The sequence below is a fragment of the Prevotella pallens ATCC 700821 genome, assembly GCF_000220255.1.
GTDB lineage: Bacteria > Bacteroidota > Bacteroidia > Bacteroidales > Bacteroidaceae > Prevotella > Prevotella pallens.
The window spans coordinates 36590-60793 of the sequence record NZ_GL982514.1 but is presented as its reverse complement, the minus strand read 5'-3'; the positions used below and the strand labels follow the sequence as shown (position 1 = coordinate 60793).

At 40.7% G+C, this 24204-nt stretch carries 25 protein-coding genes; 12 read left to right on the top strand and 13 right to left on the bottom strand.

Annotated features, from left to right (window positions below; translation table 11 throughout):
* Nucleotides 1-1039 precede the first annotated feature (1039 nt).
* Both HMPREF9144_RS13340 and HMPREF9144_RS09430 read left to right on the top strand, forming a co-directional pair.
* The gene (locus HMPREF9144_RS13340) at nucleotides 1040-1210 is read left to right on the top strand and encodes a hypothetical protein (protein WP_156792529.1); all 171 of its coding nucleotides are present in this window, start codon (nucleotides 1040-1042) and stop codon (nucleotides 1208-1210) included.
* Nucleotides 1211-1451: 241 nt separating this feature from the next.
* On the top strand, nucleotides 1452-1640 hold the full coding sequence (locus HMPREF9144_RS09430; RefSeq protein ID WP_006045762.1) for a hypothetical protein: 189 nt from the start codon (nucleotides 1452-1454) through the stop codon (nucleotides 1638-1640).
* A 697-nt stretch (nucleotides 1641-2337) separates the two neighbouring features.
* Here the strand turns inward: HMPREF9144_RS09430 and HMPREF9144_RS13335 are convergent.
* Together HMPREF9144_RS13335 and HMPREF9144_RS09410 are read right to left on the bottom strand one after the other, a co-directional pair.
* Nucleotides 2338-2676, bottom strand: a complete 339-nt coding sequence (locus HMPREF9144_RS13335) for a hypothetical protein (protein WP_146739277.1) — start codon at nucleotides 2674-2676, stop codon at nucleotides 2338-2340.
* Between the two features lie 1849 nt (nucleotides 2677-4525).
* Entirely contained in the window at nucleotides 4526-4900 is a 375-nt protein-coding gene (locus tag HMPREF9144_RS09410) for a RidA family protein (RefSeq protein ID WP_006045757.1), read from the bottom strand.
* Between the two features lie 441 nt (nucleotides 4901-5341).
* Between HMPREF9144_RS09410 and HMPREF9144_RS09405 the strand changes: the two genes are divergently transcribed.
* On the top strand, nucleotides 5342-5764 hold the full coding sequence (locus HMPREF9144_RS09405; protein ID WP_040595832.1) for a hypothetical protein: 423 nt from the start codon (nucleotides 5342-5344) through the stop codon (nucleotides 5762-5764).
* 274 nt (nucleotides 5765-6038) lie between these two features.
* Here HMPREF9144_RS09405 and HMPREF9144_RS13330 read toward each other — a convergent pair whose 3' ends face one another.
* The 3 genes from HMPREF9144_RS13330 to HMPREF9144_RS09395 all read right to left on the bottom strand — a co-directional run bounded on the left by HMPREF9144_RS13330 (nucleotide 6039) and on the right by HMPREF9144_RS09395 (nucleotide 7332).
* On the bottom strand, nucleotides 6039-6218 hold the full coding sequence (locus tag HMPREF9144_RS13330; protein WP_146739276.1) for a hypothetical protein: 180 nt from the start codon (nucleotides 6216-6218) through the stop codon (nucleotides 6039-6041).
* Nucleotides 6219-6552: 334 nt separating this feature from the next.
* Nucleotides 6553-7023, bottom strand: a complete 471-nt coding sequence (rlmH, locus tag HMPREF9144_RS09400) for a 23S rRNA (pseudouridine(1915)-N(3))-methyltransferase RlmH (protein ID WP_006045753.1) — start codon at nucleotides 7021-7023, stop codon at nucleotides 6553-6555.
* A 3-nt stretch (nucleotides 7024-7026) separates the two neighbouring features.
* Entirely contained in the window at nucleotides 7027-7332 is a 306-nt protein-coding gene (locus HMPREF9144_RS09395; RefSeq protein ID WP_006045752.1) for a DUF4491 family protein, read from the bottom strand.
* Between the two features lie 223 nt (nucleotides 7333-7555).
* Here HMPREF9144_RS09395 and HMPREF9144_RS09390 point away from each other — a divergent pair, with 223 nt between their 5' ends.
* The 5 genes from HMPREF9144_RS09390 to HMPREF9144_RS13320 all read left to right on the top strand — a co-directional run bounded on the left by HMPREF9144_RS09390 (nucleotide 7556) and on the right by HMPREF9144_RS13320 (nucleotide 12144).
* Nucleotides 7556-9298 carry a phospho-sugar mutase gene (locus HMPREF9144_RS09390; RefSeq protein ID WP_006045751.1) on the top strand — a complete coding sequence of 581 codons (1743 nt, stop codon included), beginning with the start codon at nucleotides 7556-7558 and terminating at the stop codon, nucleotides 9296-9298.
* A 749-nt stretch (nucleotides 9299-10047) separates the two neighbouring features.
* Nucleotides 10048-10482 carry a D-Ala-D-Ala carboxypeptidase family metallohydrolase gene (locus HMPREF9144_RS09385; RefSeq protein WP_006045749.1) on the top strand — a complete coding sequence of 145 codons (435 nt, stop codon included), beginning with the start codon at nucleotides 10048-10050 and terminating at the stop codon, nucleotides 10480-10482.
* A gap of 154 nt (nucleotides 10483-10636) precedes the next feature.
* Nucleotides 10637-11125, top strand: a complete 489-nt coding sequence (locus HMPREF9144_RS09380; protein ID WP_006045748.1) for an HU family DNA-binding protein — start codon at nucleotides 10637-10639, stop codon at nucleotides 11123-11125.
* A 197-nt stretch (nucleotides 11126-11322) separates the two neighbouring features.
* Complete coding sequence (locus tag HMPREF9144_RS13325) at nucleotides 11323-11415, top strand: smalltalk protein (protein ID WP_156792528.1); 93 nt, start codon at nucleotides 11323-11325, stop codon at nucleotides 11413-11415.
* 510 nt (nucleotides 11416-11925) lie between these two features.
* Nucleotides 11926-12144 carry a hypothetical protein gene (locus HMPREF9144_RS13320; RefSeq protein ID WP_146739275.1) on the top strand — a complete coding sequence of 73 codons (219 nt, stop codon included), beginning with the start codon at nucleotides 11926-11928 and terminating at the stop codon, nucleotides 12142-12144.
* A 570-nt stretch (nucleotides 12145-12714) separates the two neighbouring features.
* Here HMPREF9144_RS13320 and HMPREF9144_RS09370 read toward each other — a convergent pair.
* The 6 genes from HMPREF9144_RS09370 to HMPREF9144_RS09340 form a co-directional block, all read right to left on the bottom strand.
* Nucleotides 12715-13146: a Fur family transcriptional regulator gene (locus tag HMPREF9144_RS09370; RefSeq protein WP_006045744.1), complete on the bottom strand. Its 432-nt coding sequence runs from the start codon at nucleotides 13144-13146 to the stop codon at nucleotides 12715-12717.
* A gap of 255 nt (nucleotides 13147-13401) precedes the next feature.
* Nucleotides 13402-13764: a MarR family winged helix-turn-helix transcriptional regulator gene (locus tag HMPREF9144_RS09365; protein WP_006045743.1), complete on the bottom strand. Its 363-nt coding sequence runs from the start codon at nucleotides 13762-13764 to the stop codon at nucleotides 13402-13404.
* Nucleotides 13765-13784: 20 nt separating this feature from the next.
* Nucleotides 13785-14270, bottom strand: a complete 486-nt coding sequence (gene trxA, locus HMPREF9144_RS09360) for a thioredoxin (protein ID WP_040595831.1) — start codon at nucleotides 14268-14270, stop codon at nucleotides 13785-13787.
* Nucleotides 14271-14909: 639 nt separating this feature from the next.
* Nucleotides 14910-16595, bottom strand: coding sequence for a fimbrillin family protein (locus tag HMPREF9144_RS09355; protein ID WP_006045741.1), 1686 nt, complete (start codon nucleotides 16593-16595; stop codon nucleotides 14910-14912).
* Between the two features lie 25 nt (nucleotides 16596-16620).
* Nucleotides 16621-16806 (bottom strand): hypothetical protein, encoded by a 186-nt coding sequence (locus HMPREF9144_RS09350; protein ID WP_006045740.1) that lies wholly within the window; start codon nucleotides 16804-16806, stop codon nucleotides 16621-16623.
* A 776-nt stretch (nucleotides 16807-17582) separates the two neighbouring features.
* Nucleotides 17583-18092, bottom strand: a complete 510-nt coding sequence (locus HMPREF9144_RS09340) for a HutD family protein (RefSeq protein WP_006045737.1) — start codon at nucleotides 18090-18092, stop codon at nucleotides 17583-17585.
* Nucleotides 18093-18366: 274 nt separating this feature from the next.
* On the opposite strand from HMPREF9144_RS09340, the gene HMPREF9144_RS09335 reads away from it, so the two are divergent.
* Both HMPREF9144_RS09335 and HMPREF9144_RS09330 read left to right on the top strand, forming a co-directional pair.
* Nucleotides 18367-18735 (top strand): hypothetical protein, encoded by a 369-nt coding sequence (locus HMPREF9144_RS09335; RefSeq protein WP_006045735.1) that lies wholly within the window; start codon nucleotides 18367-18369, stop codon nucleotides 18733-18735.
* 177 nt (nucleotides 18736-18912) lie between these two features.
* Nucleotides 18913-19377 carry a MaoC family dehydratase gene (locus tag HMPREF9144_RS09330; RefSeq protein ID WP_006045734.1) on the top strand — a complete coding sequence of 155 codons (465 nt, stop codon included), beginning with the start codon at nucleotides 18913-18915 and terminating at the stop codon, nucleotides 19375-19377.
* Between the two features lie 116 nt (nucleotides 19378-19493).
* On the opposite strand, the gene pflA is transcribed toward HMPREF9144_RS09330, so the two are convergent.
* Nucleotides 19494-20285, bottom strand: a complete 792-nt coding sequence (gene pflA, locus HMPREF9144_RS09325; RefSeq protein ID WP_006045733.1) for a pyruvate formate-lyase-activating protein — start codon at nucleotides 20283-20285, stop codon at nucleotides 19494-19496.
* A gap of 167 nt (nucleotides 20286-20452) precedes the next feature.
* Complete coding sequence (pflB, locus tag HMPREF9144_RS09320) at nucleotides 20453-22699, bottom strand: formate C-acetyltransferase (RefSeq protein WP_006045732.1); 2247 nt, start codon at nucleotides 22697-22699, stop codon at nucleotides 20453-20455.
* Nucleotides 22700-23535: 836 nt separating this feature from the next.
* On the opposite strand from pflB, the gene HMPREF9144_RS13315 reads away from it, so the two are divergent.
* The gene (locus tag HMPREF9144_RS13315) at nucleotides 23536-23784 is read left to right on the top strand and encodes a hypothetical protein (protein ID WP_146739274.1); all 249 of its coding nucleotides are present in this window, start codon (nucleotides 23536-23538) and stop codon (nucleotides 23782-23784) included.
* A gap of 189 nt (nucleotides 23785-23973) precedes the next feature.
* Nucleotides 23974-24096, top strand: coding sequence for a hypothetical protein (locus HMPREF9144_RS13810; protein WP_006045729.1), 123 nt, complete (start codon nucleotides 23974-23976; stop codon nucleotides 24094-24096).
* The last annotated feature ends 108 nt before the right edge of the window (nucleotides 24097-24204 follow it).

The following is a 24204-nucleotide window of genomic DNA, read 5'->3' as shown; positions in this document are numbered from 1 at the left end:
GGTTATTTTTAGTGGTTGCGCACAGAACGGAATGGGAAAAATAGATGCAATAGAAGGTATTTTTATGAGTGGGGTAGGGTAGTTGGTATGGTTAGGAAATGGATATTTGAACGGAAAAATATATTCAGCAGAGAATGAAAAGCGAGAGAATGTGTAATAAAATTATATTCGGTGGCAACGCAATTGCACGAAAATAGTGGCAACAATATACAATTGAATGATACAAATTATACGAATGCATAACACAATTTCTACGAATAGAGGGTGCAAATTCTAAGAGAATGCAACGTGATTTCTACAAATGGGTGGTACAAATTCTAAGAGAATGCAACGTGATTCCTATGAGAGGGTGGTGAAAATTCTAAGAGAATGCAATGTGATTTCTATGAGAGGGTGGTGAAAATTCTAAGAGAATGCAATGTGATTTCTATGAGAGGGTGGTGAAAATTCTAAGAGAATGCAATGTGATTTCTACAAATGGGGTGCGGATGGAGTGGGAGGCGTGAGAGCAAATTATTCTGTCCGTGCATAGTTTGGTACAGTTTCGGGGAGTGAAAATTCGGTGTGCACGTGTTTTTTTCCTCCATTCTGTGTATGAAAACGGTAAAGAGGTGAAATAAATCGGGGTTCTACGCTGGGAATAGGGAGGATAATTGGAACGCAATTTCTACCAGACGTGAGAACGAAATTAGGGTGCATACATATATATAAGGTGGAGTGTAAGGTACGATTCTGCATTTTTATGAGAAAATAGCCTAAGAAACAGTTTATGCAGTTTACGTGTATATATATGCTGTATTGGGTTGTTTTATATTCAATATTATAGACAACAAAAAACGAATATATTGGTATGGTAATGCAAAGATGTGTGCGTGGTGAGATGAAAACACGTAATTGATAATGTGGATATGCATTTTTGGTTATGCGAATATGTGTAATTGGCAATGTTAGGATACGGGCACGATGAATCGGTCCCCTACGCCTGACGGGGTGTTTCGCAACCAATTTCGTAGGTGGACGTGGGGAATTGCGGAGTGTTTTGCAACCAATTTCGTGGTGGACGTGGGGAATTGACGGGGTGTTTCGCAACCAATTTCGTGGTGGACGTGGGGAATTGACGGAGTGTTTCGCAGGCAATTTCGTGGGTGTTAAGGAAACATTCACCAAATGTTTGCAACGTGTTCGCAATCTGTTTGATATACATTCGTAAAATGTTTGCAACGTGTTGATTATCTGTATGTTACATTCTCACAGAACAAAAGGGTGGTTTTTGCATTGCAAAAGTATGGTTTTTGGCGTGCAAAAAGGGGGTTTTTGATGGACAAAAATAGGGTTTTACATTTTTAAATTGGTAAGAACCGAAACACTGTAAATGGTATAGCGTTTAGAAAACCCAAAAGTTTTGGCGACAAAAACGGAAGATTTTTTGAAGCAAAAAACGCAAGTCTATTTTGGAAAAAAATAGAAACAAACGCAAAAAACAATGGAACGAAAAGGGTGGGGGAGGCGTAGAAAAAAAGCAGGAAAATGGGAATGGGGCAGCAACAAAATTGTTGTTGCAAAACAAAAGGGGTAGTTTTGGGCGACAAAAAGGGAGGAAATATGCTGTAAAAACTATGTACGACAAAATGGGAATATAGTTTTTTAAGGTGTAAAAAGGTGTATAAAGCACTGATACACATAGCAGATAAGAGATGAATTAAAGGCGAATGGCGACAAAAAAGTGAAAAGTTTGGTTAATTGTTTAAGTGTTTCTGTAGTTGTATATGTTTATTTTGCTGTACATTAGATATTTATATATAGCTTATGAGGTATATTTTGAACAATATTTGTTCCTAATTTGTCGTTCGAAAAATGGGCTATTTTGCAGCAGTTCTGTGGTATGGGCAGCAGAATTTAGGCAACATCGAGGAGGAAAGGTATAGAAAAGTGCGACAAAATAGTAGGGTATCAAAAAACAGAGGTATAGCCATTGTGCGACAAAAAAGGAAGTATGCTTTTACAAAAGTGGTGCGACAAATTGGGAGAGAAAACCGAACGCAAATCGAAAGTAGGTGTATGGTGTGTTAGGGGGGTAAAAAATGGGTGGCGTTGCCTGGTTAGGAAGGCTTCCGAATGCACGCAAACAGAGAATGTAGCAATATGTTTGCAGGGGCTACGGATAGAGTTTTGAGGGGTGCGCATCAGGTTGTTAGCAGTGTAATGGTTGTTTGTTATCAGCTGAATAGCAGTCTGTTAACAGCTGTATGGGCAGATTTGCCGTGCCTGCGTATATATATACGCCCACGAAAGAGAAATTAATGGAGGCAGAGGAGATGAATATTCAGCCACGAAACATTAACGGAGGAGAGGCGAGCACGATGAATCTGCCCATACGTCTGGCGGTTTGTGCGTTGCAGAATTGTGGAATGTGTGGTGTAGAATAGTGAAGTGTGCGTTGCAGAATTGTGGAGCTTTAATGGCGATAGTGTAGATTGTTGGCAGCTGACAGACAGTTTGTTGGCAGGCGTGGGGGACGATTTGTTGTGCCTGAATATGGAGAATATTCAGAGAAGGTGGCAGCTTTGTTGTGCCTGAATATTGCAAATATTCAACAACGATGTGAGAAATGCGTGCATATAGTTTCCCAAAGTGTCGCTGAAAGGTATTTTTTAGGCATATAAATATTGTTCCCATTGTGTCGCAAGCAATATTTAATAATGTGTATTCAGCACGTTATCAAGCATTTACAAGTATGTAAATGTAAAAACAGTAATGGTATTCAGCACCATAAAAAACAAATTTTGGTGGGGTAGGGGAGTAGTATTTAGAAACAGAAAGTGGTGTTTTTGGCGCATTTGGGATATGTTTTCGGCGTCAAAAAAGTGAAAAATTCCCATTCTGTCGCCCCTATTCTCCCATTCTGTCGTGCCGAAATGGTGGCGAGTTACCTATTTGTCGTAGACAAATTACGTATTTGTCGCATTCAAATTACTAATCTGTCGCAGATAAGTTCCATATTTGTCGTATGTAGAAATCGTTATAAATTGAATGTCAGATAGTTATCCGTACACTATATAATCTATTATAATGATTAAGAAAATGATATTCTAAGAGAGACGATAGAGTTTTGTTTTGAGTATGGGAGATATTCGTTTCAGCTACAATGATGATTTTAACAAAACGTTTTTGCGACCCTCCCAATTTGTCGCCGATAGGTTTTTGCGGTGCGAAAGTATGGTTTTTGTGGTGCAAAAGTATGGTGTTTCGTGGGTGTACGTGTGTATATTGCAATTTGTTCGCAGCGTTGTTGCAGACCGTCAGCAGCATTATCGCAATCCGTCAGCAGCTGTAGGGGTCCGATTTATCGCGCCCGCATATACGTAAATACACACGTAATGGAGGGGGAAATGCGTATGCGGTGATGTGAATATGCGTATTCGATGAAATGAATGCAGGGATTTGGCGAATCGGATATGTATATTTGGTAATGTGGAAACACATATTCGATGATGTAAGGATACGGGCACGATGAATCGGTCCCCTACGCCTGGCGGAGTGTTCGTGAGGCATTTCGTGGGTGTACGTGGTTATTTGCGGAGTGTTCGTGGATATTTCGTGGGAGGGTGTGGGTGTTTTGTGGACTGTTAGGAACGGTTTTTGGGTTTTAGAAAGAGTCGGACAGCTATATAAAGTGCATTTAGAATTAGCATAAATATCCAGAAAGTTAAGAAAGAATGGTCGTATTTAAAACTTATAAATATTCCTAATGCGGATATAAATGGCATAATATACAATGTGGTGTTTAATATTTTGATTTGTTTTTGTGGGAATAATTTTCTTCTAAATCCGTTTATTATGGTTGAAGTTTGGGCGATGAACCCCACGCCAAACAGTATGTATATGGCGCACCAATATAGGTTGCTCGATTGTAAAAGGGGTTTTAGCGCAAATAAGAGTAGGAAAATGGTGATGAAAATGTTTACTATTAGTGTTGTTTTTTTCATATTCTGTTGTAAATTTTATACGTTTTTTTATGTTTGTATGTTGGTGCATTGTTGTGCGGAGTGCCGAATGATGCAGCGTGTTTTGCAGCGTTTTGGCAGACCGTCAGCAATGTTTGGCAATTCGTTCGCAGCGCATCCGCAATCGGTTCGCAGCCAATTTCGTGGGTGTACGTGGGTATATTGCGGAATGTTTTGCAATCCATTTCGGGGTGTTCGCCACGCATTTGTGGAATGTTCGCAACGTGTTCGTTTTCTGTATGTTACATATTCGCATTACAAAAGTATGGTTTTTGACGTGCAAAAGTATGGTTTTTAGTGTGCAAAAAGGGGGTTTTTGAGTTACAAAAGTATGGTTTTTGTTTTTTGAACGTTGCATTGTTACAATCCGTTCGCCACGCATTCGCAATCTGTAAGCAGCGCATTCGCCCCCCATAAGCAGCGTTGTTGCAATTTGTTTGCAAGCAAAAAGCCTAAACTTTCTATGTGTATAGAAGAGTTTAGGCCACCAAAAATATTATGAAATGAATTAGTTTTGTATCTTATTTTGCTGCAATACACTCCACTTCAACCAGTGCGTTCTTTGGCAAAGTCTTTACTGCTATTGCCGAGCGAGCGGGGAATGGTTCGCTAAAGAACTCTGCATACACTTCGTTCATGGCAGCAAAGTTGTTCATATCCGATAGGAATACGGTGGTTTTCATAACGTTTGCCATACTTATTCCTGCTTCTTCCAGAATAGCTTTTGCGTTTGTTAGCGATTGTCTGGTTTGTTCTTTGATGCCTCCGGGTGCAAATTCGCCTGTTGCAGGGTCTATTGGTAGTTGTCCAGAAGTAATAACCAGTCCGTTAGCTTCTATAGCTTGGCTGTATGGTCCAATGGCTTTTGGTGCTTTGTTTGTGTTTATAACTTTCATAATAATGGTTTTTATAAATTGTTATTATACCCTAATTAGGTGTGTGTGGGGTGCGTTTTTTCTGTCCGCTTCCCTTATTTTACACAAAGGTACTATTTTTTTTATAATCTGCAAATTAGTTTCTTACTTTTTTATATCGTATTTTTGGAAATATAGAAGAGTTTATTTCGCGAACCGAAATGGTTATGAAAGTTTAACAAAAAATATTTTTTACGTTGAACATATACTGCACAATGGTGGTTGTATATTTGCACCTGAAACGGGTCGAAATATGGCTAACGATCTGTAGAAGCGTGATTATTAATTAGTTGTGTCTGCCCTTTGGCTACTCCATAGTGGTTTGTGCACGACGGGTTTATTAACCTTAATTTTATTATTTGGCAATTTTAGGTTTTGTGTTTATTAACATTTCCTATGCCGTTAAACTTTTTTTTAATTATTATGAAAGTAGTTTCGAAGACCCATTTGGGCAACAATCGCTGGTCTGGCGATGATGAATTGAAGATGAAAGCAATGGTAGCTGCCGATTTTTCGGAGTTATTGAACCACGATTATGTGGAGGGTTTACGGTGGACGAGTACCAAAACCGATTTAGTGGAGTTGTCTCATCTTGTGTGGGAGACGGGTTTGCTGCTCGATTCGCATGGCATTCCAATGAGTTTTTGCACTATTGTGCGTTGCATTTGTGCTGTGTTGAATGTTGTTCCGCCCGATAATCCTTCGAGTGTTTTAGACAAGTTGCGTCGTAGAAAGAACATTCGTGTGCGTCCTATAGTGGAGCGTTACATGTTGTTGTATAGCGAGCAGGGCATATTGCACCCTATGCGTTTAGACATTAAGCGTAGGCGTGTGCGCTATGTGTAGTGTTGTTGTGGGGTGGGGTGTGCGTGTTTGGCATAGTTGCTACGGGTAGTGGCTTTTCTGGTTGTTCATTTTTGTTGTGCAGCCCCGCCTTTTTTACAGAGCAAAAACCCCCTTTTTGCACGCCAAAAAGGGGGTTTTTGGTGTGCAAAAGTATGGTTTTTGAAGTGCAAAAAGGGGGTTTTTGTTTTCAGAATGCGTAACCATCACGAAATAAACGAGTTGCGAGCGAGTTATGATAATGTTGTGGACGGTTTACGTTGATGTGTTACATATATTATAATAATGTGTCGCACGAATTGGAATACCGCAACGAACATTCCGTGAATTGGTTGCGAACACTCCGTGAGGCGTAGGGGTCCGATTCATCGTGCCCGTATTTTTGCATAACCAAAAATGTGTATTTCCATAACCCAAAACGCATTTCCACATTATTAAATACGTGTATTCGTTTCATCGTGCCCGTATTTTTGCATAACCAAAAATGTATATTTCCATAACCCAAAACGCATTTCCACATTATTAGATACGTGCATTTATTTCACCGAATACGTGTATTCGTTTCATTGCACACGCATTTTTTCGTTGTCAAATTTGTGTATATTCGTTCTCGAATTTGTGTTTTTCTGTTACCGAATCTGTGCATTTATTTCACCACACGCACATATCCGTTTGCCATTATGTGTGTGTGTTTGTATATGCGGGCGCGATAAATCGGACCCCTACGGCTGCTAACGGATTGCGATAATGCTGCAAACGGATAACCATAATGTTGCAAACGGATTGCCAAACTATTCGTGGTGATACGGTTCGCCCCGTATAATGCTGCATGCGCGGTATAGTTGTTCAACGAAAATAAGGCGTACCATCTGGTGCGAGAATGTCATTTTAGAAAGCGAAATCTTTTCGTTTGCCCTGCTATACACAGCTTCCGAAAAGCCGTATGCGCCACCAATAACAAACACAAGATGCTTTGCTGTGTTCTGTTTCTTTTGTAACCATGCGGCATAGTCTACCGACCGAAACTCTTTTCCGTGCTCATCGAGCAGCACAACCGTGTCGGCTGTTTGTATTTCGCGTAGAATTGTTTCGCCCTCGCGTATTTTTTGTTGTGCTTCAGACAGTTTTTTAGTGTTTTTTAGTTCGGGAATGGTAACTATTTTAAATGGAATGTAGTGTCCAATGCGTCCCACATAGTCGGCTATTGCGTGTGCAAACAGTTCGTTGTTAGTACGTCCCACCAATATTAAAGTGGCTTTCATTTGCTATTTTTTGTAGGCGTTTTTGCGTTTAGGGTTCATTGGGAACCACCCTTTTTCTACCCTTTTCACTTGTTCAAACAGTTCTCCTATGCCCCAAAGAAGCGATGCTCCCGTTACGCCAAGTAGTGCCGACCAGAATATATCTGCCACAAACAGAGCCGAAACGCAGCAAACTATGCCTCCCACAAGCCATAGCCACCAGCCTTTTGTGCCAAAATAAAATTCCCATTTCACTACTACGGGGTGTAGCAATCCTATTATAAAAAAGGTGCAAACCGCCAAAATTACACCTTGAAAATATATTTCCATTCTGTTGTATGTTAGTTTTAATTTTGAAAATCGGACACAAAAATACAAAAATAATCCTATATTTAAGGTATATATTCTATTTATTTCTGTATATTTGCACTGTTTAATGCCCTTCAGCACACCCCTTTGTGCAAATGTAAAATGGGGTGGGGGGCAACCAAACTATATAATAATAACGTCCGAGGGACGTAAAAACACCCCTCAATAAAACTATCAGGTAACTATGCAGAACAAAGAACTAATTGCCCAATGCGAGCAAAAGGCACAACAATGGCTTGCTCCTGCTTTCGACGAAGATACACGAAAGGCAGTTGAAAACATGCTAAACAGCGACAACAAAGATGCTCTTATAGAGTCGTTTTATAAAGATCTTGAGTTTGGAACAGGCGGTTTGCGTGGCATTATGGGCGCAGGCACAAACCGAATGAACATCTACACCGTTGGAATGGCTACACAAGGCTTTGCCAACTACCTAAAAATGTGCTTCAAAAATATGCAACAAATATCGGTAGTAGTGTGCCACGACTGTCGCAACAACTCTCGTTTGTTTGCCGAAACAGTAGCCAACATCTTCTCTGCAAACGGCATAAAGGTTTATCTTTTCGACGATTTGCGACCCACACCAGAGTGTTCTTTCGCCATAAGACACTTTAAAGCGCAAGGCGGAGTGAACATTACGGCAAGCCACAACCCACGCGAATACAACGGATACAAAGCATATTGGGACGATGGCGCACAGGTTTTGGCTCCTCACGATAAGGGAATTATCAACCAGGTGAACCAAGTTAAGATAGAAGATGTGCAGTTTAAGGGCAACAAAAACCTTATTGAAATAATTGGAGAAGACGTAGATAAGGCATACCTAAACATGGTAAAAACAGTTTGTATAGACCCCGATGTAATTAAACGGCAGCACAATCTCTGCATAGTTTACACACCTTTGCACGGCGCCGGACGAGTTATTATACCACGTTCGCTACAAGAATGGGGATTCACAAACGTGCATTGCGTAAAGGAACAAATGGTAAAAGATGGAAACTTCCCCACCGTAGACCGTCCAAACCCCGAAATTGCCGAAGCATTAACATTGGGTTTGAGAGACGCAAAGGCATTAGATGCCGATATTTTGATGGCTTCCGACCCCGACGCCGACCGTGTTGGTATGGCTTGTAAAGATAGTAACGGCGAATGGATTCTAATAAATGGAAACCAAACCTGCCTTATTTTCCTATGGTATATCATAACAAACAGACAGGCTTTAGGCAAAATGACACCTAAAGACTATATTGTTAAAACCATTGTAACCACCGAAGTAATTGCACAAATTGCCAAAAAACAACACATAGAAATGCGCGATTGCTACACCGGATTTAAGTGGATAGCACACGAAATAGCACTTACCGAAGGACAAAAAAACTATATTGGTGGCGGAGAAGAGAGCTATGGATTCCTTGCAGAAGACTTTGTGCGCGACAAAGATGCCGTTAGTGCATGTTCGTTGTTGGCAGAAATATGCGCGTATGCTAAGGATAAAGGTAAAACTCTCTACGATTTGCTAATGGATATATACCTTGAATATGGCTTCAGCGAGGAGCATACGGTGAACGTAGAACGCCCGGGCAAGAGCGGAGCTGACGAAATTCAGCAGATGATGCGTAACTTCCGCACCACACCACCTACCAATTTGGGAGGCAGCACCGTGTGTTTGTGGAAAGACTACGAGGCTCTTGAAGCAACCGATGCCACAGGAACGAAAACAAAAATAACAATGCCCGAAAGCAGCAACGTGCTACAATGGTTCTGCACAGACGGCACAAAGGTGAGCGTTCGCCCATCGGGAACAGAACCTAAAATTAAGTTCTACATAGAAGTAAAGGACAAGATGCAAACCGCAGCCGACTTTAAAGATTGTCGTGCACGTGCCTACGAAAAGATAGAAGCTATAAAAAAGAGCCTTAATCTGTAGGCTGTTTTAGTTTCAAAATATCTCCTAAAACCTTTTTTACCCAAAGGTTTTAGGAGTTTTTTTTTGTGTATACGTGGTCAAAATAAGGCGTTTCGCAGTGTGTTCGTGGGTGTTTCGGGGTGTGTTCGCCACCCATTCACCGTGTGTTCGCTGCATTATTGCAATTCGTGCGACACATTATTATAATATGTGTAATGCGAAATGAAAAACCATTCGCAACGTCATCGTCACCTGTTCGCCACCCATTTTGTGAATATGCAATGCGTCATAGAAAACTGGGTGTAACTTGTTTGTTCTGTGGCTGTTACGTATTCAGAAAACAAAAAGGGGGTTTTTGCAACATAAAAACCCCCTTTTTGCACGCTAAAAACCCCCTTTTTGCACTACAAAAACCATACTTTTAAAACGCAACAATATTCTTATGGTGGCGCACCTACCATACTTGCCAAATGCAATGCACACATTTTGGCACAACAAACACGCTATTTCTGCTTTGCTAAAACTATTTTGTGTGCCTGCAATGCCCTGTTTATGGGCTATCTGGAAACTGCCTAAATACTACCCACAATACTACCCATAAGAAACTTGATATGCCTTTCGCTATGTTGTACCTTTGCAAATGTAAAACAACAAACGGTTTTCTAACAACCAAATGCTACAAAAACGCTACAACATATTTATATATATAGTTAGCCAAAAACGTAAAAGCATAAAAACAAAACTATAAAAACATATAACGAGACAAAAATATGAAATTAACATTAGACGACTATTTATCGCCCCACTTCACAGTTGGCGAGTTCTTTAGATCGGGAACTGCCATTAGGTTGGGCATAAACAACACCCCCGATGCCTATCCCGACGAAGGCATTAGCACCGAAGAGGTGGTTGAAAACCTAAGAGCACTGTGCACAGAAGTGCTCGAACCACTACGGCAAAGGGTGGGGCGGGTGATTATAACAAGTGGATACAGGTGCAAAAAACTAAACAAAGCAGTGGGCGGAGTGTGGAACTCGCAACACCTAAAGGGCGAAGCTGCCGACATTTTTGTGCCTAACACAGAAACAGCAATGCGCTATGGCAACATTCTGGAACAGCATTCGGCGGTGCAACAACTATTGTTAGAACCGCTCGGAGCTAAGCAAAAACGATGGATTCACGTGGGATATAAACGACAAAAATAGGACTTTCGGCGACAAATTAGGAACAAATTTGCTTGCTAAATATGTTCTGCCGATACACCTTATTATATATAACGCAAAACGTAGGTGGGTAGTCTGCCTATGAATATCAGTTTAATTTTTAAATTTTTATTAACCTTTTAATTCTTAAAAAATTATGGCATTAAAGTACAAAATGTACCAATTACACACTGCAAAGCACAAGTACAACAATTATTGGTATGCCCGTGTAGCCTATATGGGCACCTTAGACACTCGCCAATTGGCAGCTCGCATTAGCGAACGATGCACCGTTACAGAGTCGGACATACTTGCTGTGCTCAGCGCTTTGGTAGTAGAGATGACGCATAACCTGCAAAACGGAATGCGAATAAAGCTCGACAACTTCGGAACTTTTAAGCTTTCCATCAGTTCAAAGGGCGAAAAGGAACGCAAAGACTTTATTCCTGCAAAGAATATAAAGAAAACTCGCGTGCTGTTTCAACCATATACACGCGTGGGAGTGGACAATTCGCGCTTTAAAAGCTTTGTTACTGGTGTGCAAGTAGAGGAACTTACCACCTACAAAGGTAGCCGAACGAAAAAGAAAGAAGGCGAAACCACCGGAGGAGGAACTAATCCCAGTGGCGGACAATCGCACCCATAAGTAGCCAATGTTGCCAAACTTTGCTAACCTTAAGGGGCTTAGGATCTGCCAATAATGGCACTAAAAACCAGAGAAACCTATGTGCACTGCTTGCTAAAAACAGTTGCAAACAATGCAAAAACAGTGCTGCGTGGTTTCTTTGGTAGTTCCAAAAACACACAAAAATCTTTTTATTAACCGTTTAAAACCGTAAAATTATGAACAAAGACAAATGGAAATTCATTGTACAGTTAGTTCTTTCAGTGCTCACAGCCATAGCAACCACGCTGGGAATGGGGTCGTGCAGATAAGCAAAAAATACGCATAGAGCGGACGAATGTTATCTGTGTTGCGCAAAAATCAATAGAAAACACATTGCAAAAACACTCATCAAACAACTTAGAATATCGTTTTCTAATCAGTTATAATGATTATATAGCAATGTGTAAACAACTGAAATACAAGGTCTTTTGGCATATAATAACCGACAAAATAGTAGGTTAGAGCCGACAAGAAAGGAAGAACGCTTCGACAAGTTTGTAGGTTTTGTGCGACAGAAAGGGAATGTACACACGAAAAAAACGACACATTGGGAGGCAGGCAACTACCAAAACGGAAGTTGCTTGCCTCTTTTTTGTGTTTTGGGCGTATATTTATGGCATTTGCATGGTGTAGCAACGGTTTTCGTGAGTATGTGTTCTGTTTGTTGGTTACTATATTTTGGTAAAACCAAACTGTGGGCATCGCATTGCACTTTTAGCCTTTTTGCATAACCATTTGGCAACCAACGTGTTGTAATGCTGTGGCAACAAATAGGGAATATGTATAGAAACGCATTGCAACGGTGTGGCAACAAATGGGGAATATGTACAGAAACGCATTGCAACAGTGTGGCAACAAATAGGGAATATGTATGGAAATGCATTGCAACAGTGTGGCAACAAATAGGGAATATGTATGGAAATGCATTGCAACGGTGTGGCAACAAGCCGAATAAAAGTATGGAAAGGCATAACAAGCAAACTGCGACAAGAAAGTAAAAAACTCTATGTTGTGAGCAGAAACACTTAGTTTCGACGCTCGTTTAACATAACTTTTCACTTTTTTGTCGCAGTTTATATATTTATATAAAGGCAAGCAATGGGGCGAAATGTTTGTAGAAGTTAGTCGGTTGAAGGTTGGTTTAATTATAGAAGCGTCTTTTTGAGATCTCCAATGCCTGCCTTTTATTAGTGTGTTCTCTCGCTTTAATGTTATGGAACACGTTTCGTCCCATTCTCATTTAGGCACTCCTATCCTTCATCTTTGTTATTCTCATTTTCATCTAACTGGCGTATGCACCTCTCGCAAGGTATTTTAGCCATTTGCTAAACCAATGAAACCTTACGCTTAAGGTAGTATAAATCTAAAACGTCAAGGCGTTTTTATTCTTTCGCAAGCTATTTTCGCCTTTTTCACTAAACCATTATACCTTTCTATCAAGGTATCCCAAATTTTCTTTTTGTGGCAGCTTTACCATCTCACGAGGGCTTAGTTGCCTTACTATTTAAACATTACTATTCTTTAATTTAAACATCATTATTTCTTATTTTAGGCACTTCCGCCTTGTTTTACGACATTTTTTTCGCCTTTTTTCGTAGGCAGTCGGCACATATTCCCTTATAGTACAGCTGGGCATCGTCTATTGTAAAGCCTTCAATTGCACTACTTTGGGGCATTGGCGGTTGTGTATCGGGCATATCAAACACACGTCCGCACTCTTTACAAGAGAAGTGAGCGTGCGGCGTTGTGGTACCATCGTAGCACACATGGTGTTCGTCTATGGTTATCATAAGTGCTCCGCCCTTCTCCGAAAACATTCTTAATGTATTGTAGATGGTGGTGCGACTCACTGTTGGGATGCGTTTTTTGAGTTCTACAAATATATCGTCGATTGTTGGGTGGGTATGATGTTCCATCAAATAACGCATAATCTCTATGCGCTGAAGCGATGGGCGTATACCACAATCGAGCAGCTTTTTATAGGCTGGATCTATGTACATAATTTACTATTGCATTTAAATTCTCATTGCAAAGGTATATAATTGTTGTGGAAATACCAAACAAAAAACAGTTAAAATTTTCTGTTTTACTTACTAATAAGGATATAAAAGCGAACAAATTACTACTTTTTTGGAAAAATTGTGTAGTTTTTCCATATTCAATACTATATATTTTGTATTTTATAAACGTTTGTTTTGTGTTTTTTGGGGTATATTGTTCTGTTTTCTCTACAGTGTTTTGCCACTGCTGTGTTGCTATTTTTGTGTTAGGAAGGCGGCAAGATTGGGTGGTGCAGGAAACGTTTTGCAGTTTATGTGTTCCATTTGTTGTAGTCCGCTTTCGGTAATTCGGCATCGTTGGCACCGGCTATCGTGTTTGCAAGTGTGGCGTTCCAGGTATCCTTTTCGTTCGAGAGCGGCTATCACTTTCGATGCGTTGGAACGTGTAAGACCCATCTCACTGGCTATTTCGCCAGCGAGAAGGCTCTCTTTATTAGCGAGCATGCACAGCAACATAAGTTCGTTTATGTTTATGTTGAATGTGTTTTCTAATGCTCGTTCAAATTCTATTACTGCCCGAAAGATGCTGTGCACTTTGTGAATGCAGTTGTTATCCATACGCTTTTGCTATGTTTGGCTTATTTTAAAAGCGTTTCTTTAATCATCTGTTCCAGTTCGTTTTTGGGGTGAGCACCTACCGACATGGTTGGTTTTCCGGTTTTTGGAATAAACAAAAGCGATGGTATTGAGCGTATGTTGAATAGTGCTGAGAGTTCTTCGCTCTTGTCTACGTCTATCTTATATACGTCTATTTTGCCGTCATACTCCTGTGCTATCTCTTCAAGAATGGGTGCTGTGGCTTTGCACGGACCGCACCAAGTTGCATAAAAGTCTACTATTGCAGGTTTGTCGCCTTTAAATTTCCATGTGTCGCCTGCGGTTTTATAGTCCATTATCTTCTCTCTGAACATTGCTTCGTTCATTTCTATTACCTTCATATTTGTTCCTTTCTTTGTTTTAACCGTGTTTGTTTGGTTGTTGTCTACTTTGTTTTTTGCTGTTGTGTTGCAGCTTCCAAGCGTGAAGACTGCGGCTGCTGCGAGCACGAAAATATTTTTTTTCATTGTTTTTTTACCTATTTCGTTCCACATTTGTCGTTTTGCTCTGTTTTTATTATCCTTTCACTATACACTAACGTCTGCTATTTTGTTGTGGCTTTTTGCGCCGTTTCTGTTGTAGCGGACACTGTTTTATTATACATTCTATATGTTTCCATTGGAAACTAATGCAAAGTTAGGTATTTTATTTGTACCTTACAAATTTCCAATGGAAATTATTTCGTTTTATAACTTCCTTTAACTTATATTGCCATCTATTGGCTATTACGTTGCAAAAGTATGGTTTTTAGCGTGCAAAAAGGGGGTTTTTACAAGGTAAAAAGGGGGTTTTTACACGCCAAAAACCCCCTTTTTGTTTTTCGTTAGTATAACAAACACGTTGTTAATGTGTTACGAATATTCCGTGAAATGGTTGCGAACGGTCTGCCAAAATGTGCTAATGGATTGGCGATTATACAATATTTGTGCGTTATAATGCGGTGTTTGTGGGACATAAAAATAGGAGAAGCGCAGAACACTTTCGTATTTCTACACTTCTCCACAACGCATTTTATATGAAGGTACTTGGGAAACTGTGCCACAATTTGGCGTGTGGCGTGCCCCAAGAAAGTTAGGTGCTTATGTTAAATTCCACCAAACTGCAAACTAATTGCCCACGTAAACAGGGCGAATGCTGTACATAGCACGTTTTGCATTTATGGCGCTCTTGGTGTAACCGGGCATTACTTCGTTGATGGTAGTTACCTGGAATGTAAACGCTGCAGCCTGATTTTGATTACTTGTACTGGCATCTGATAGCCAATATGCCCCCCAACTGCCTGGTTTATCTAAGTGCATTGCATTCTGACACGTACCTGCCATAGGGAAGAAAATGCCCTTTTCGAAATCGGCTTTCGTTAGTTTTCGCAACAAACCGTTCATATTCATAGGTGCAGCAGACTGGTTTATTTTTCGTTTCTTTGCACCATTTGCATCTAATATCCAACCTTTTTTATCGGCAGAAACGGTAGGGTCGAAGAACGAACCATATATTACGTTGCCACTATCGTCTATGTAATAGGCTATGAATTGTGCTGTTGCTGTTGTCAATTTGTTGAAATCGTCCATTGAAGGCATAGCCCATTTGCCATCAGAAGCATACGCTGCCAAATCGCCAAACTGTTTATCGGCAGACATTTTACCCTTTTGGTTGCCCATTGCGGTCCAATATTTGTCCGACAGAGCACTATTATAATCGTGTGCATGTGCTATATCGCCCCAACGATAGTGGTCGAATTCTACACCGTTAGTGTTGTTTGGCAGTTGCTCTCCCACCAAAACTACTTCTGAAAGAGGGTAGCTAGATGGTTGCATATAGAAGTAAGTCCATGGCGTTTTTGCCAAATGGTAGCCGTCTTTCCACCCTGCCGATGTTGCACCGGGCGTATATTGCAAGTTGTATTTTCCCCATTTCACGTTGTTAATTTCTATGTATGGTTTTGTAACATTCACCGTAAACGGGTAGTATCCAGCGGCTTCTATCTTTAAAGGCTTAGACACTATGTAGGTGTAAGTGTTGTTGTCGGTGGTTACGATGGTGAAAATAGGACTGAAGTTGTTATCTGCTAACACAGCAACATCAAACTCGTTGCGAGCTGTTTTTGGTGTAATGGTGAAGCCAGAGTTATCGCGTTCGCTTATAGAACCTGTTTTTAAATTGAAAGTTGCCGTGCGAGTTATGCCGTCAATGGTAAGCGATTTTATGTTTGTTATGGGTGTATCGCCATTCTTAAAGTCGAGATGTAGCACCGCATATAGCTTTTTCATTTGCACGTTTCCCGTAGCTTTGCTGTTTAAAATCTTCACATTTTCTATGGTTCCCCAGCTATAATCGAAGTTGCTAAGGGTAGCAAACGTACCATCTTGATGTGCTTTTACAGTGTTTCCATTCTTCGATAGCTCGTTGTAATCCATACTAAGCTCAACCGTTTCGGGATTTCTACCGGCATAATTGTATCGCAATGGGTAGAACACGGCAATGTTGTCGCCCTGTTTACAGCCTACATTTCCTTCCAATTTTTGTTGGTTTGCCTTAGTTTCAGCCGTAATATAGTCGTACCCTTGTGGGGTAGTTAGGTTGTAGGCAATAAATTTGTCGCCGTCTTCCCATTTGTTTCCGTCCATCAAACTCACCGTAGAGCGAGTAGAAGGAATATCTACCGATAGCGTACGCTTTGCTGTTACATCAGGGTTAGTAGCGTCTTGCGTGTTGGTATCAGTCTCAGTGGAGCACGACGCCAATGCTCCCGCTGCAGCACATAGTAATGCGCTGAATACAATTTTTATGTTCATAAAGTTTGTAAGAATAAGTTTTGTTTTACAATTCCATTATTTCCGCATCTTTAAAGTCGCGTGGTGCAAACTCTTTTGCCGGGCTACCGAGTGTTTGTCCCGGTTGTATTTCGAAATTTTGGTTACTTACTGATACACCAGAACCTGCTAACAATTGGCATTCTGTGCTAACTGTTGTAACCTCGATACATGGTTTTAAATACTTCTTCATCGCTGTTTTAATTTACAATCTTTTTGGTTTCACATCTTTTTTTTGTCCTATTCGCTAAATAGGGGGTACTAAATAGTCCTACTATCTATAGCTGAATTGAGTTGTAGAAGAAAGTTTGTGTTGTGGCAGAACACACTTTCTGTTGGGCTATTTCTCTCCAATTGCTTGGACAGAATTTGTTAAAAGCGCATTAGGTGCTAATTCTTTGCAAAGTTATTATATTTATTTTAGATATGCAAATATATGTAGATAAATTATGTAATTTATATAAATATGGTGTTGTAGTGGGCGTGCGCGAGCGTTATGTTTAGGTTGTTTTTTGTGTTTTTTGTGTGTTTTGCAGGTTGTTGGTTGTGTGTTTGCAATTTGTTTAGAATGTTATGGCAATCCGTTTGCAATGTTGTTGCAATTTGTTCGCCACGCATTTGCTATCCGTTCAGAATGCATTCACGTAATGTTCGCAACGTGTTCGTTATCTGTGTGTTACATATTCGCCATGTAAAAGTATGGTTTTTGCGTTGCAAAAGTATGGTTTTTGGCGTGCAAAAAGGGGGTTTTTACATTGCAAAAGTATGGTTTTTGTTTTTTGAATGTTGGGTTGTTGCAATTTGTTTGGAATGTTTTGGCAATCCGTTCGCAACATTTTGGCAATCCGTCAGCAACATTTTGGCAATCCGTTCGCAGCGAAATGGCAATCCGTTCGCAGCCGTAGGGGTCCGATTTATCGTACCCGCATATATATACTTGCCACCCATTTTGTGTGTGTTTGGTTGATATTAAAAGCGTGCAATGGCAGCTTTGCCCTTTAGCAAAAATGGTTCGTTTAAGATGGCTGTGCAGTGTTTGTCTACTGGTTTGCCGTTTATTTGGATATTGCTGAGTGCAAATACCACCGTATTTTTGCTATTGTAGAAATGCGCATCGTGCATTATGGCAACATCAACGTCTATGCCGTGTCGCACAATAATGTTGAAATCTATGGCGTGGGGAGTGTTTTCTGATGCCACAACCTCGTCGCCTTCGAAGCAATAAAGACTGTTTGGCGAAAGCAAAATGCGTTTGTTGTTTTTCAGCAACGTTATTTCGCCCTCCAAAGGAAGTATGTATCGTGTGAAACCAGAGAAGTTTGAGAAGCTGCTTTCCGTTTGTTCTATAATGGCAGACGATATGCGCAGGTTGAAACAACGGGTAGACAGGTTGCCATTGGAAGGACTAATGAAAACCTGTCGGGTGGTTCCACCCTTCCATTGGGTAGTTTCGTATTGTTCGGGAGTGATTATCTGCATAGTTTAAAAATACAATTTTGTTTAACCGTAGTAAATGTTTTGTAGCCACAAAGGTATATACAAAATTTGGAAAACACCCTTTGTAGGGGTAGGAAAGTGTGGCAGATGCTTGCCATTTATGGGGAAATGTGCTATATTTGCAGTGGAAAAAACAAACAAACAAAAACAGTTTGCACAGCTTAAAACACAAGCAAGGCGCACCTAAAAGGGGAGAGTAGCCACACGGTGTGGGCTGTGCTGCAACAAAAAAACTGTATTTTTACACAACAATATAATGGGAAGAAACAAGTTTTCGGACACCGAAATAAAGGCGATAGCGAAGCTTTTACGACTAAAGAATGCAGGAAACCGACACCAGCAAAAGCTTGTGCGCCACGATTTAAGGGTGGATTATGAGTTTAATATCTCCGATTTTAATCAGCCCGGAAAGGCTTTTGGCGAAGAAGAACTGTACGAAGCCATACGGCGAGGTGCCATTAGCATTTTAGACGAACGTACCATTGCCGATATGAAAGCGAAGCGAGCACGCAACAAGGCACACGATGCGGCACAAAAAGAAGCGGCTGCTATTGCCACAGGCGAGGCTACCGACTGGCGTAAAGCTATGGAAGAGTGGGAGGAACAAACCGGCGAAACACTATAGAAAACGTGTCGCCCATTTTGCAATAAAGGCAAAAACAGCAAGACGGAGACATATTATAAATATCTAAAATTTATCTTCTTAACATCTAAAAAAATGTGCTATAACACCTAAAAACTATCGAAATTAGGAAGAAAAATAGTATCTTTGTAGGCATAAAACAAAGACAAAGCGAAAACAATGGAGAAACTAATAGTAAACAGTTACGATGAGTTTGCAAGCTTTTTAGGCAAGAAACTCGGTGAAAGTGAGTGGTTAGAAGTAAATCAGGAACGCATAAATTTGTTTGCCGATGCCACTTTAGACCATCAATGGATACACGTTGATACAGAAAGAGCAGCCAAAGAAAGTGCTTATAAAACCACTATTGCACACGGATATCTAACACTTTCGTTGTTGCCATATATGTGGAACCAGATTATTGAGGTGAATAATTTGAAGATGATGGTGAACTATGGTATGGACAAAATGCGTTTTGGACAACCGGTTCTTGTGGGTTCGCGCATTCGTTTGGTATCTTCTTTGGAAAGCATAGAGAACTTAAGAGGTATCTGCAAGGCGGGCATTAAGTTTCAAATAGAGATAGAAGGTCAGCGCAAACCAGCTTTGGAAGGCATTGCAACCTTCTTATATTACTTTGTATAAGCGTAAATGAAAAGCTAAAAAAGGTAGGGGGCTTGGGTATCATAGGGGGGTCTAGGAATACTAGGAACCCTAGTGTTCCTAGGAAACCTATCAAAACCACCACGCCAAAGCACCCTTTATGCCTTACCTTCTAATATTTGCTGTGCATGTTGCACCTGTTCTGGAGTAGGTTCGGGTATATCTTTTAGCGTGTACGGTATGTGTAAGTTTTCCCATTTGTATATTCCGAGAGTGTGATAGGGTAGCACTTCAATCTTCTCAACGTTGTTTAATGAAGCAATAAACTCGCGTAAACGCAACAAATATTCGTCCTTATCGGTAATGGTAGGCACAAGAACGTGTCTTATCCAAATGGGTTTACCAATTTCAGATAAGTATCGCGCACAGTCTAAAATATTGTCGTTGGTCCAGCCCGTAAGCTTTTTGTGTTCGTCAGAATCTATGTGTTTAATATCGAAAAGCAGCAAATCGGTGTACTTCATTAGTTCTTCGAACTTCTCAAAGAACGCTCCTGTACGACGGAAAGGCTGTGCCGATGTATCGAGACAAGTGTTTATGCCCTGCGCTTTAGCCTTTTTAAAAAACTCAATAAGGAAGTCTATTTGTAGCAAAGCCTCTCCTCCGCTCACCGTAATGCCCCCTTTTGTACCCCAATAGCTTTTAAATCGCACAGCCTTAGCCAACAATTCGTCAGCCGTCATTAGCTTTTTCGACTTACTGTCCCATGTATCTGGGTTATGACAATAACGGCAACGCATAGTGCAACCCTTAAGAAACACAATGAAACGAATACCCGGTCCGTCTACCGAACCAAACGATTCAATGGAGTGAACCCTTGCTAACGGTTCGCCATTAGCCAATTCCATATTCTTTGTATTATACTCTATAGTAGGTGTTTGTTCAGCCATAATGTCCTTGTAGTTATTTGTTTGGTTTACAATATTCGTAGTTCAGCACCCTAACAGTGCGCCTTTTGTGTATAAAAAATAATTGGACTAAACGTGTCAGCCCAATTATTTCTCATAAAATACAAACTATATAATGTCTTAATATATTCAATATATAGAGCTGCAGCTTACATTTTGCCGTGTGCCTGGCGTGCTATTACGTCTTCTTGCTGCTCTCTTGTGAGGTCAATAAACTTAACAGCGTAGCCACTAACACGTATTGTAAAGTTAGCATACTCCTCTTTTTCGGGGTGTTCCATAGCATCAATGAGCTTCTCAACACCAAAAACGTTCACATTTAAGTGGTGTGCACCACGACTGAAATAGCCGTCCATAACACCCACAAGTGTGTTTGTGCGTTCCTCTTCGGTCTTTCCTAACGTGCTTGGAGCTATGGTTTGTGTGTTAGAAATACCATCGAGTGCATACTCGTAAGGTAGTTTTGCCACAGAGTTAAGCGATGCTAACAAGCCATTTTGCTCTGCTCCGTACGATGGATTAGCACCTGGCGACAATGGAGCACCGGCAGGACGACCGTCTGGCATAGCAGGTGTGTACTTGCCATATACCACATTCGATGTAATGGTAAGTATACTTGTGGTTGGTTCAGAGTGGCGATATGTGTGGTGTTTCTTAATCATTGTCATGAAAGTTTTTAGCAACCAAACAGCTATTTCGTCGGCTCTTTCGTCGTCGTTACCATAGCGTGGGAATTCACCTTCAGTCTCGAAATCAAGTGGGAAGCCTGTTTCGTCGCGTACAATCTTAACCTTTGCATACTTAATAGCACTAATAGAGTCTACCACATGGCTGAATCCTGCAATACCAGTAGCAAATGTTCGGCGCACATCAGTGTCTATAAGAGCAAGCTCTGCTGCCTCATAGAAGTACTTATCGTGCATATAATGGATAAGATTAAGCGTATTAACGTATATGTCAGCAAGCCATTCCATCATGTCAATAAACTTAGGCATGAACTCTTCGTACGTAACAATGTCGCCTTCAATAGGGCGATATGCTGGTCCACATTGCTCACGAGTCTTATAGTCTATGCCACCGCTTATAGCGTAAGTAAGGCATTTTGCGAGATTAGCACGTGCTCCGAAGAATTGCATTTCCTTACCTGTTTGTGTGGCAGAAACACAGCAGCAGATTGAATAATCGTCTCCCCAAACTGGACGCATCACCTCGTCGTTCTCGTATTGTATAGAGCTTGTCTTTACAGAAATCTTTGCTGCGTACTTCTTAAAGCCTTCTGGAAGAGCTGGAGAGTATAGTACGGTTAGGTTAGGTTCGGGCGATGGTCCCATGTTTTCGAGTGTATGGAGGAAACGGAAGTCGGTTTTTGTAACCATAGAACGTCCGTCCATACCCAAACCAGCTACTTCTAGTGTTGCCCAAACGGGGTCTCCAGAGAACAATTGGTTATATGATGGAATGCGAGCGAACTTAACCATACGGAATTTCATTACGATATGGTCTATTAATTCTTGTGCTTCGTCTTCGGTTAATGTACCTTCTTGCAAGTCGCGATTGATGTAAATATCGAGGAAAGTAGATATTCTTCCCACCGACATAGCGGCTCCGTTTTGTGTTTTAATGGCAGAAAGATAGCCGAAGTATAGCCATTGTACAGCTTCGCGAGCGTTCTTTGCAGGGTTAGAAATATCGTATCCGTATATTTGTGCCATTGCTTTGAGTTCGTTCAAAGCCTTTATTTGCATTGAAATTTCCTCGCGCAGACGAATAATTTCCTCTGTCATTACGCCATCACCACAGTTCTTTAGGTCTTTTTTCTTCTCGTTTATAAGGAAATCTACACCGTAAAGAGCAACGCGGCGATAGTCGCCCACAATACGACCACGCCCGTATGTGTCTGGCAAACCAGTAAGAATGTGGTTGTGGCGCACTATTTTCATTTCGTCGGTATATGCATCGAACACACCGTCGTTGTGGGTTTTGCAATATTTTGTGAATATTTCGTGTAGTTTTTCTGATGGTTGATAGCCGTAGGTTGTGCATGCTTGTTCTGCCATTTTTATACCACCGTATGGCATAAAGGCACGTTTCAGTGGTTTATCGGTTTGCAAACCCACTACCTTTTCGAGGCTTTTAAGGCTCTCGTCTATATATCCTGGTCCGTAAACAGTAGCACTTGACACTACTTCGGTCTCCATATCGAGTACGCCTCCCTTAGCACGCTCTTCTTTCTGAAGCTCTTTTAGTTTGCCCCAAAGCTTATTTGTTGCTTCTGTAGGCCCAACAAGGAAGTCCTCGTTGCCGTCGTAGCCAGTGTAATTTGCCTGGATAAACTCGCGCATATTTACCTCGTCAAGCCACTTTGTGCCTGAAAAGCCTCTCCATTCTTCTCTCATAATAGTATTGTAATTTAGTAAATTATAAGGCTAAACGCATAGTATGACGTGAAGCCCATTATCAATTCTCTATTTATTTCGGGTGCAAAGGTACTTTCTTTCCATATTTATGACAATACTTACTTATTGGTATTTTGCATTGCACATGTTTTGTTAGATGTGCAGAAATTAGCCTTTTTAGGGGTGTTGATACTCATTTGTAGGTATGTGGGGTATTCTGTTGTTGTGTAAAATGCCATCTTTGGTTTACAAAACAAGGGGTTTGTAGATGTTTACATGCTCATTTATAGGTATCATTACACATTGTTTTATAATTCTTTTTTATTGTTCTAAACTTTAATTTTACATATTTACGAATTGTTATTGGGCTTTAAATAGTAAGAAAAGATACTGTTCGCATTTTGCGCAACAATAGTTTGTGTTTTGTAAGAGTGGTGTTTAAGAAAACCAAAAGTATGTTTTTTGTAATCCGTCAGCAGCGTTATCGCAGTTCGTCAGCAGCTGTAGGGGCCCGATTTATCGTGCCCGCATATATGTATACACCCACAAAATGACGGACGGAAATGCGTGTGCGGTGAAACGAAAACACGAATTTTATGAAACGGATATGCGTATTTGATAATGCAAAGATACATATTCAATAATGTGAATGTATGAATTTTATGAAACGAATATGTATACTTGGTAATGTTAGGATACGGGCGCGATGAATCGGCCCCTACGCCTTGCGGGGTGTTTCGCAATCTATTTCGTGGGTGTTAGCAGCATTATTGGCAGACCGTCAGCAGCTGTAGGGGCCGATTTATCGTGCCCGCATATATGAATGTACCCACGAAATGGAGGACGGTAATGTGCGTGCGATGATGTGGAAATGTGTGTGCGATGATGTGGAAATGTGTGTGCGATTATGTGTATACATATATTTGGTAATGTTAGGATACGGGCGCGATGAATCGGCCCCTACGCCTAACGGATTGTTCGCCACGCATTTCGTGGGTGTATGTGGATATTTCACGGATTGTTTGTTGGCATTTTGTGTAATGTTCGCCACGCATTCGCAATCCGTTCAGAATGCATTCACGTAATGTTCGCAACGTGTTCGTTATCTGTGTGTTACATATTCGCCGTGTAAAAGTATGGTTTTTGGCGTGCAAAAAGGGGGTTTTTGCATTGCAAGAAGTGGGTTTTTGCATTGCAAAAGTATGGTTTTTGTTTTTTGAATGTTGTGTTGTTGCAATTTGTTTAGAATGTTATCACAATCCGTTCGCAGCGAAATGGCAATCCGTCAGCAACATTATCGCAATCCGTTAGCAGCCGTAGGGAGTCCGATTTATCGCGCCCGCATATACGAAAACACCCACAAAATGACGAACGGAAATGTGCGTGCGTTGAAATGAATATACATATTTAATAATATAAAAACACATATTCGTTGATTTGAATACACATGTTTAATAATGTGGAAACACATATTTGGTTATGGAAATACACGTTTTTGTTTATGT

Bases quoted from the DNA above. Each gene is read 5' to 3' on its own strand.
- pflB (WP_006045732.1), bottom strand. From the start codon at position 22,699: ATGAGAGAAGAATGGAGAGGCTTTTCAGGCACAAAGTGGCTTGACGAG.
- HMPREF9144_RS09395 (WP_006045752.1), bottom strand. From the start codon at position 7,332: ATGGAAATATATTTTCAAGGTGTAATTTTGGCGGTTTGCACCTTTTTT.
- HMPREF9144_RS09390 (WP_006045751.1), top strand. From the start codon at position 7,556: ATGCAGAACAAAGAACTAATTGCCCAATGCGAGCAAAAGGCACAACAA.
- HMPREF9144_RS13325 (WP_156792528.1), top strand. From the start codon at position 11,323: ATGAACAAAGACAAATGGAAATTCATTGTACAGTTAGTTCTTTCAGTG.
- HMPREF9144_RS09335 (WP_006045735.1), top strand. From the start codon at position 18,367: ATGGGAAGAAACAAGTTTTCGGACACCGAAATAAAGGCGATAGCGAAG.
- HMPREF9144_RS09355 (WP_006045741.1), bottom strand. From the start codon at position 16,595: ATGAACATAAAAATTGTATTCAGCGCATTACTATGTGCTGCAGCGGGA.
- HMPREF9144_RS13320 (WP_146739275.1), top strand. From the start codon at position 11,926: ATGTATAGAAACGCATTGCAACGGTGTGGCAACAAATGGGGAATATGT.
- HMPREF9144_RS13810 (WP_006045729.1), top strand. From the start codon at position 23,974: ATGGCAATCCGTCAGCAACATTATCGCAATCCGTTAGCAGCCGTAGGG.
- HMPREF9144_RS09340 (WP_006045737.1), bottom strand. From the start codon at position 18,092: ATGCAGATAATCACTCCCGAACAATACGAAACTACCCAATGGAAGGGT.
- HMPREF9144_RS09405 (WP_040595832.1), top strand. From the start codon at position 5,342: ATGAAAGTAGTTTCGAAGACCCATTTGGGCAACAATCGCTGGTCTGGC.
- trxA (WP_040595831.1), bottom strand. From the start codon at position 14,270: ATGAAAAAAAATATTTTCGTGCTCGCAGCAGCCGCAGTCTTCACGCTT.
- HMPREF9144_RS09350 (WP_006045740.1), bottom strand. From the start codon at position 16,806: ATGAAGAAGTATTTAAAACCATGTATCGAGGTTACAACAGTTAGCACA.
- HMPREF9144_RS09330 (WP_006045734.1), top strand. From the start codon at position 18,913: ATGGAGAAACTAATAGTAAACAGTTACGATGAGTTTGCAAGCTTTTTA.
- rlmH (WP_006045753.1), bottom strand. From the start codon at position 7,023: ATGAAAGCCACTTTAATATTGGTGGGACGTACTAACAACGAACTGTTT.
- pflA (WP_006045733.1), bottom strand. From the start codon at position 20,285: ATGGCTGAACAAACACCTACTATAGAGTATAATACAAAGAATATGGAA.
- HMPREF9144_RS13315 (WP_146739274.1), top strand. From the start codon at position 23,536: ATGGAGGACGGTAATGTGCGTGCGATGATGTGGAAATGTGTGTGCGAT.
- HMPREF9144_RS09385 (WP_006045749.1), top strand. From the start codon at position 10,048: ATGAAATTAACATTAGACGACTATTTATCGCCCCACTTCACAGTTGGC.
- HMPREF9144_RS09370 (WP_006045744.1), bottom strand. From the start codon at position 13,146: ATGTACATAGATCCAGCCTATAAAAAGCTGCTCGATTGTGGTATACGC.
- HMPREF9144_RS13335 (WP_146739277.1), bottom strand. From the start codon at position 2,676: ATGGGAACAATATTTATATGCCTAAAAAATACCTTTCAGCGACACTTT.
- HMPREF9144_RS09365 (WP_006045743.1), bottom strand. From the start codon at position 13,764: ATGGATAACAACTGCATTCACAAAGTGCACAGCATCTTTCGGGCAGTA.
- HMPREF9144_RS09410 (WP_006045757.1), bottom strand. From the start codon at position 4,900: ATGAAAGTTATAAACACAAACAAAGCACCAAAAGCCATTGGACCATAC.
- HMPREF9144_RS09380 (WP_006045748.1), top strand. From the start codon at position 10,637: ATGGCATTAAAGTACAAAATGTACCAATTACACACTGCAAAGCACAAG.
- HMPREF9144_RS13330 (WP_146739276.1), bottom strand. From the start codon at position 6,218: ATGAAACGAATACACGTATTTAATAATGTGGAAATGCGTTTTGGGTTA.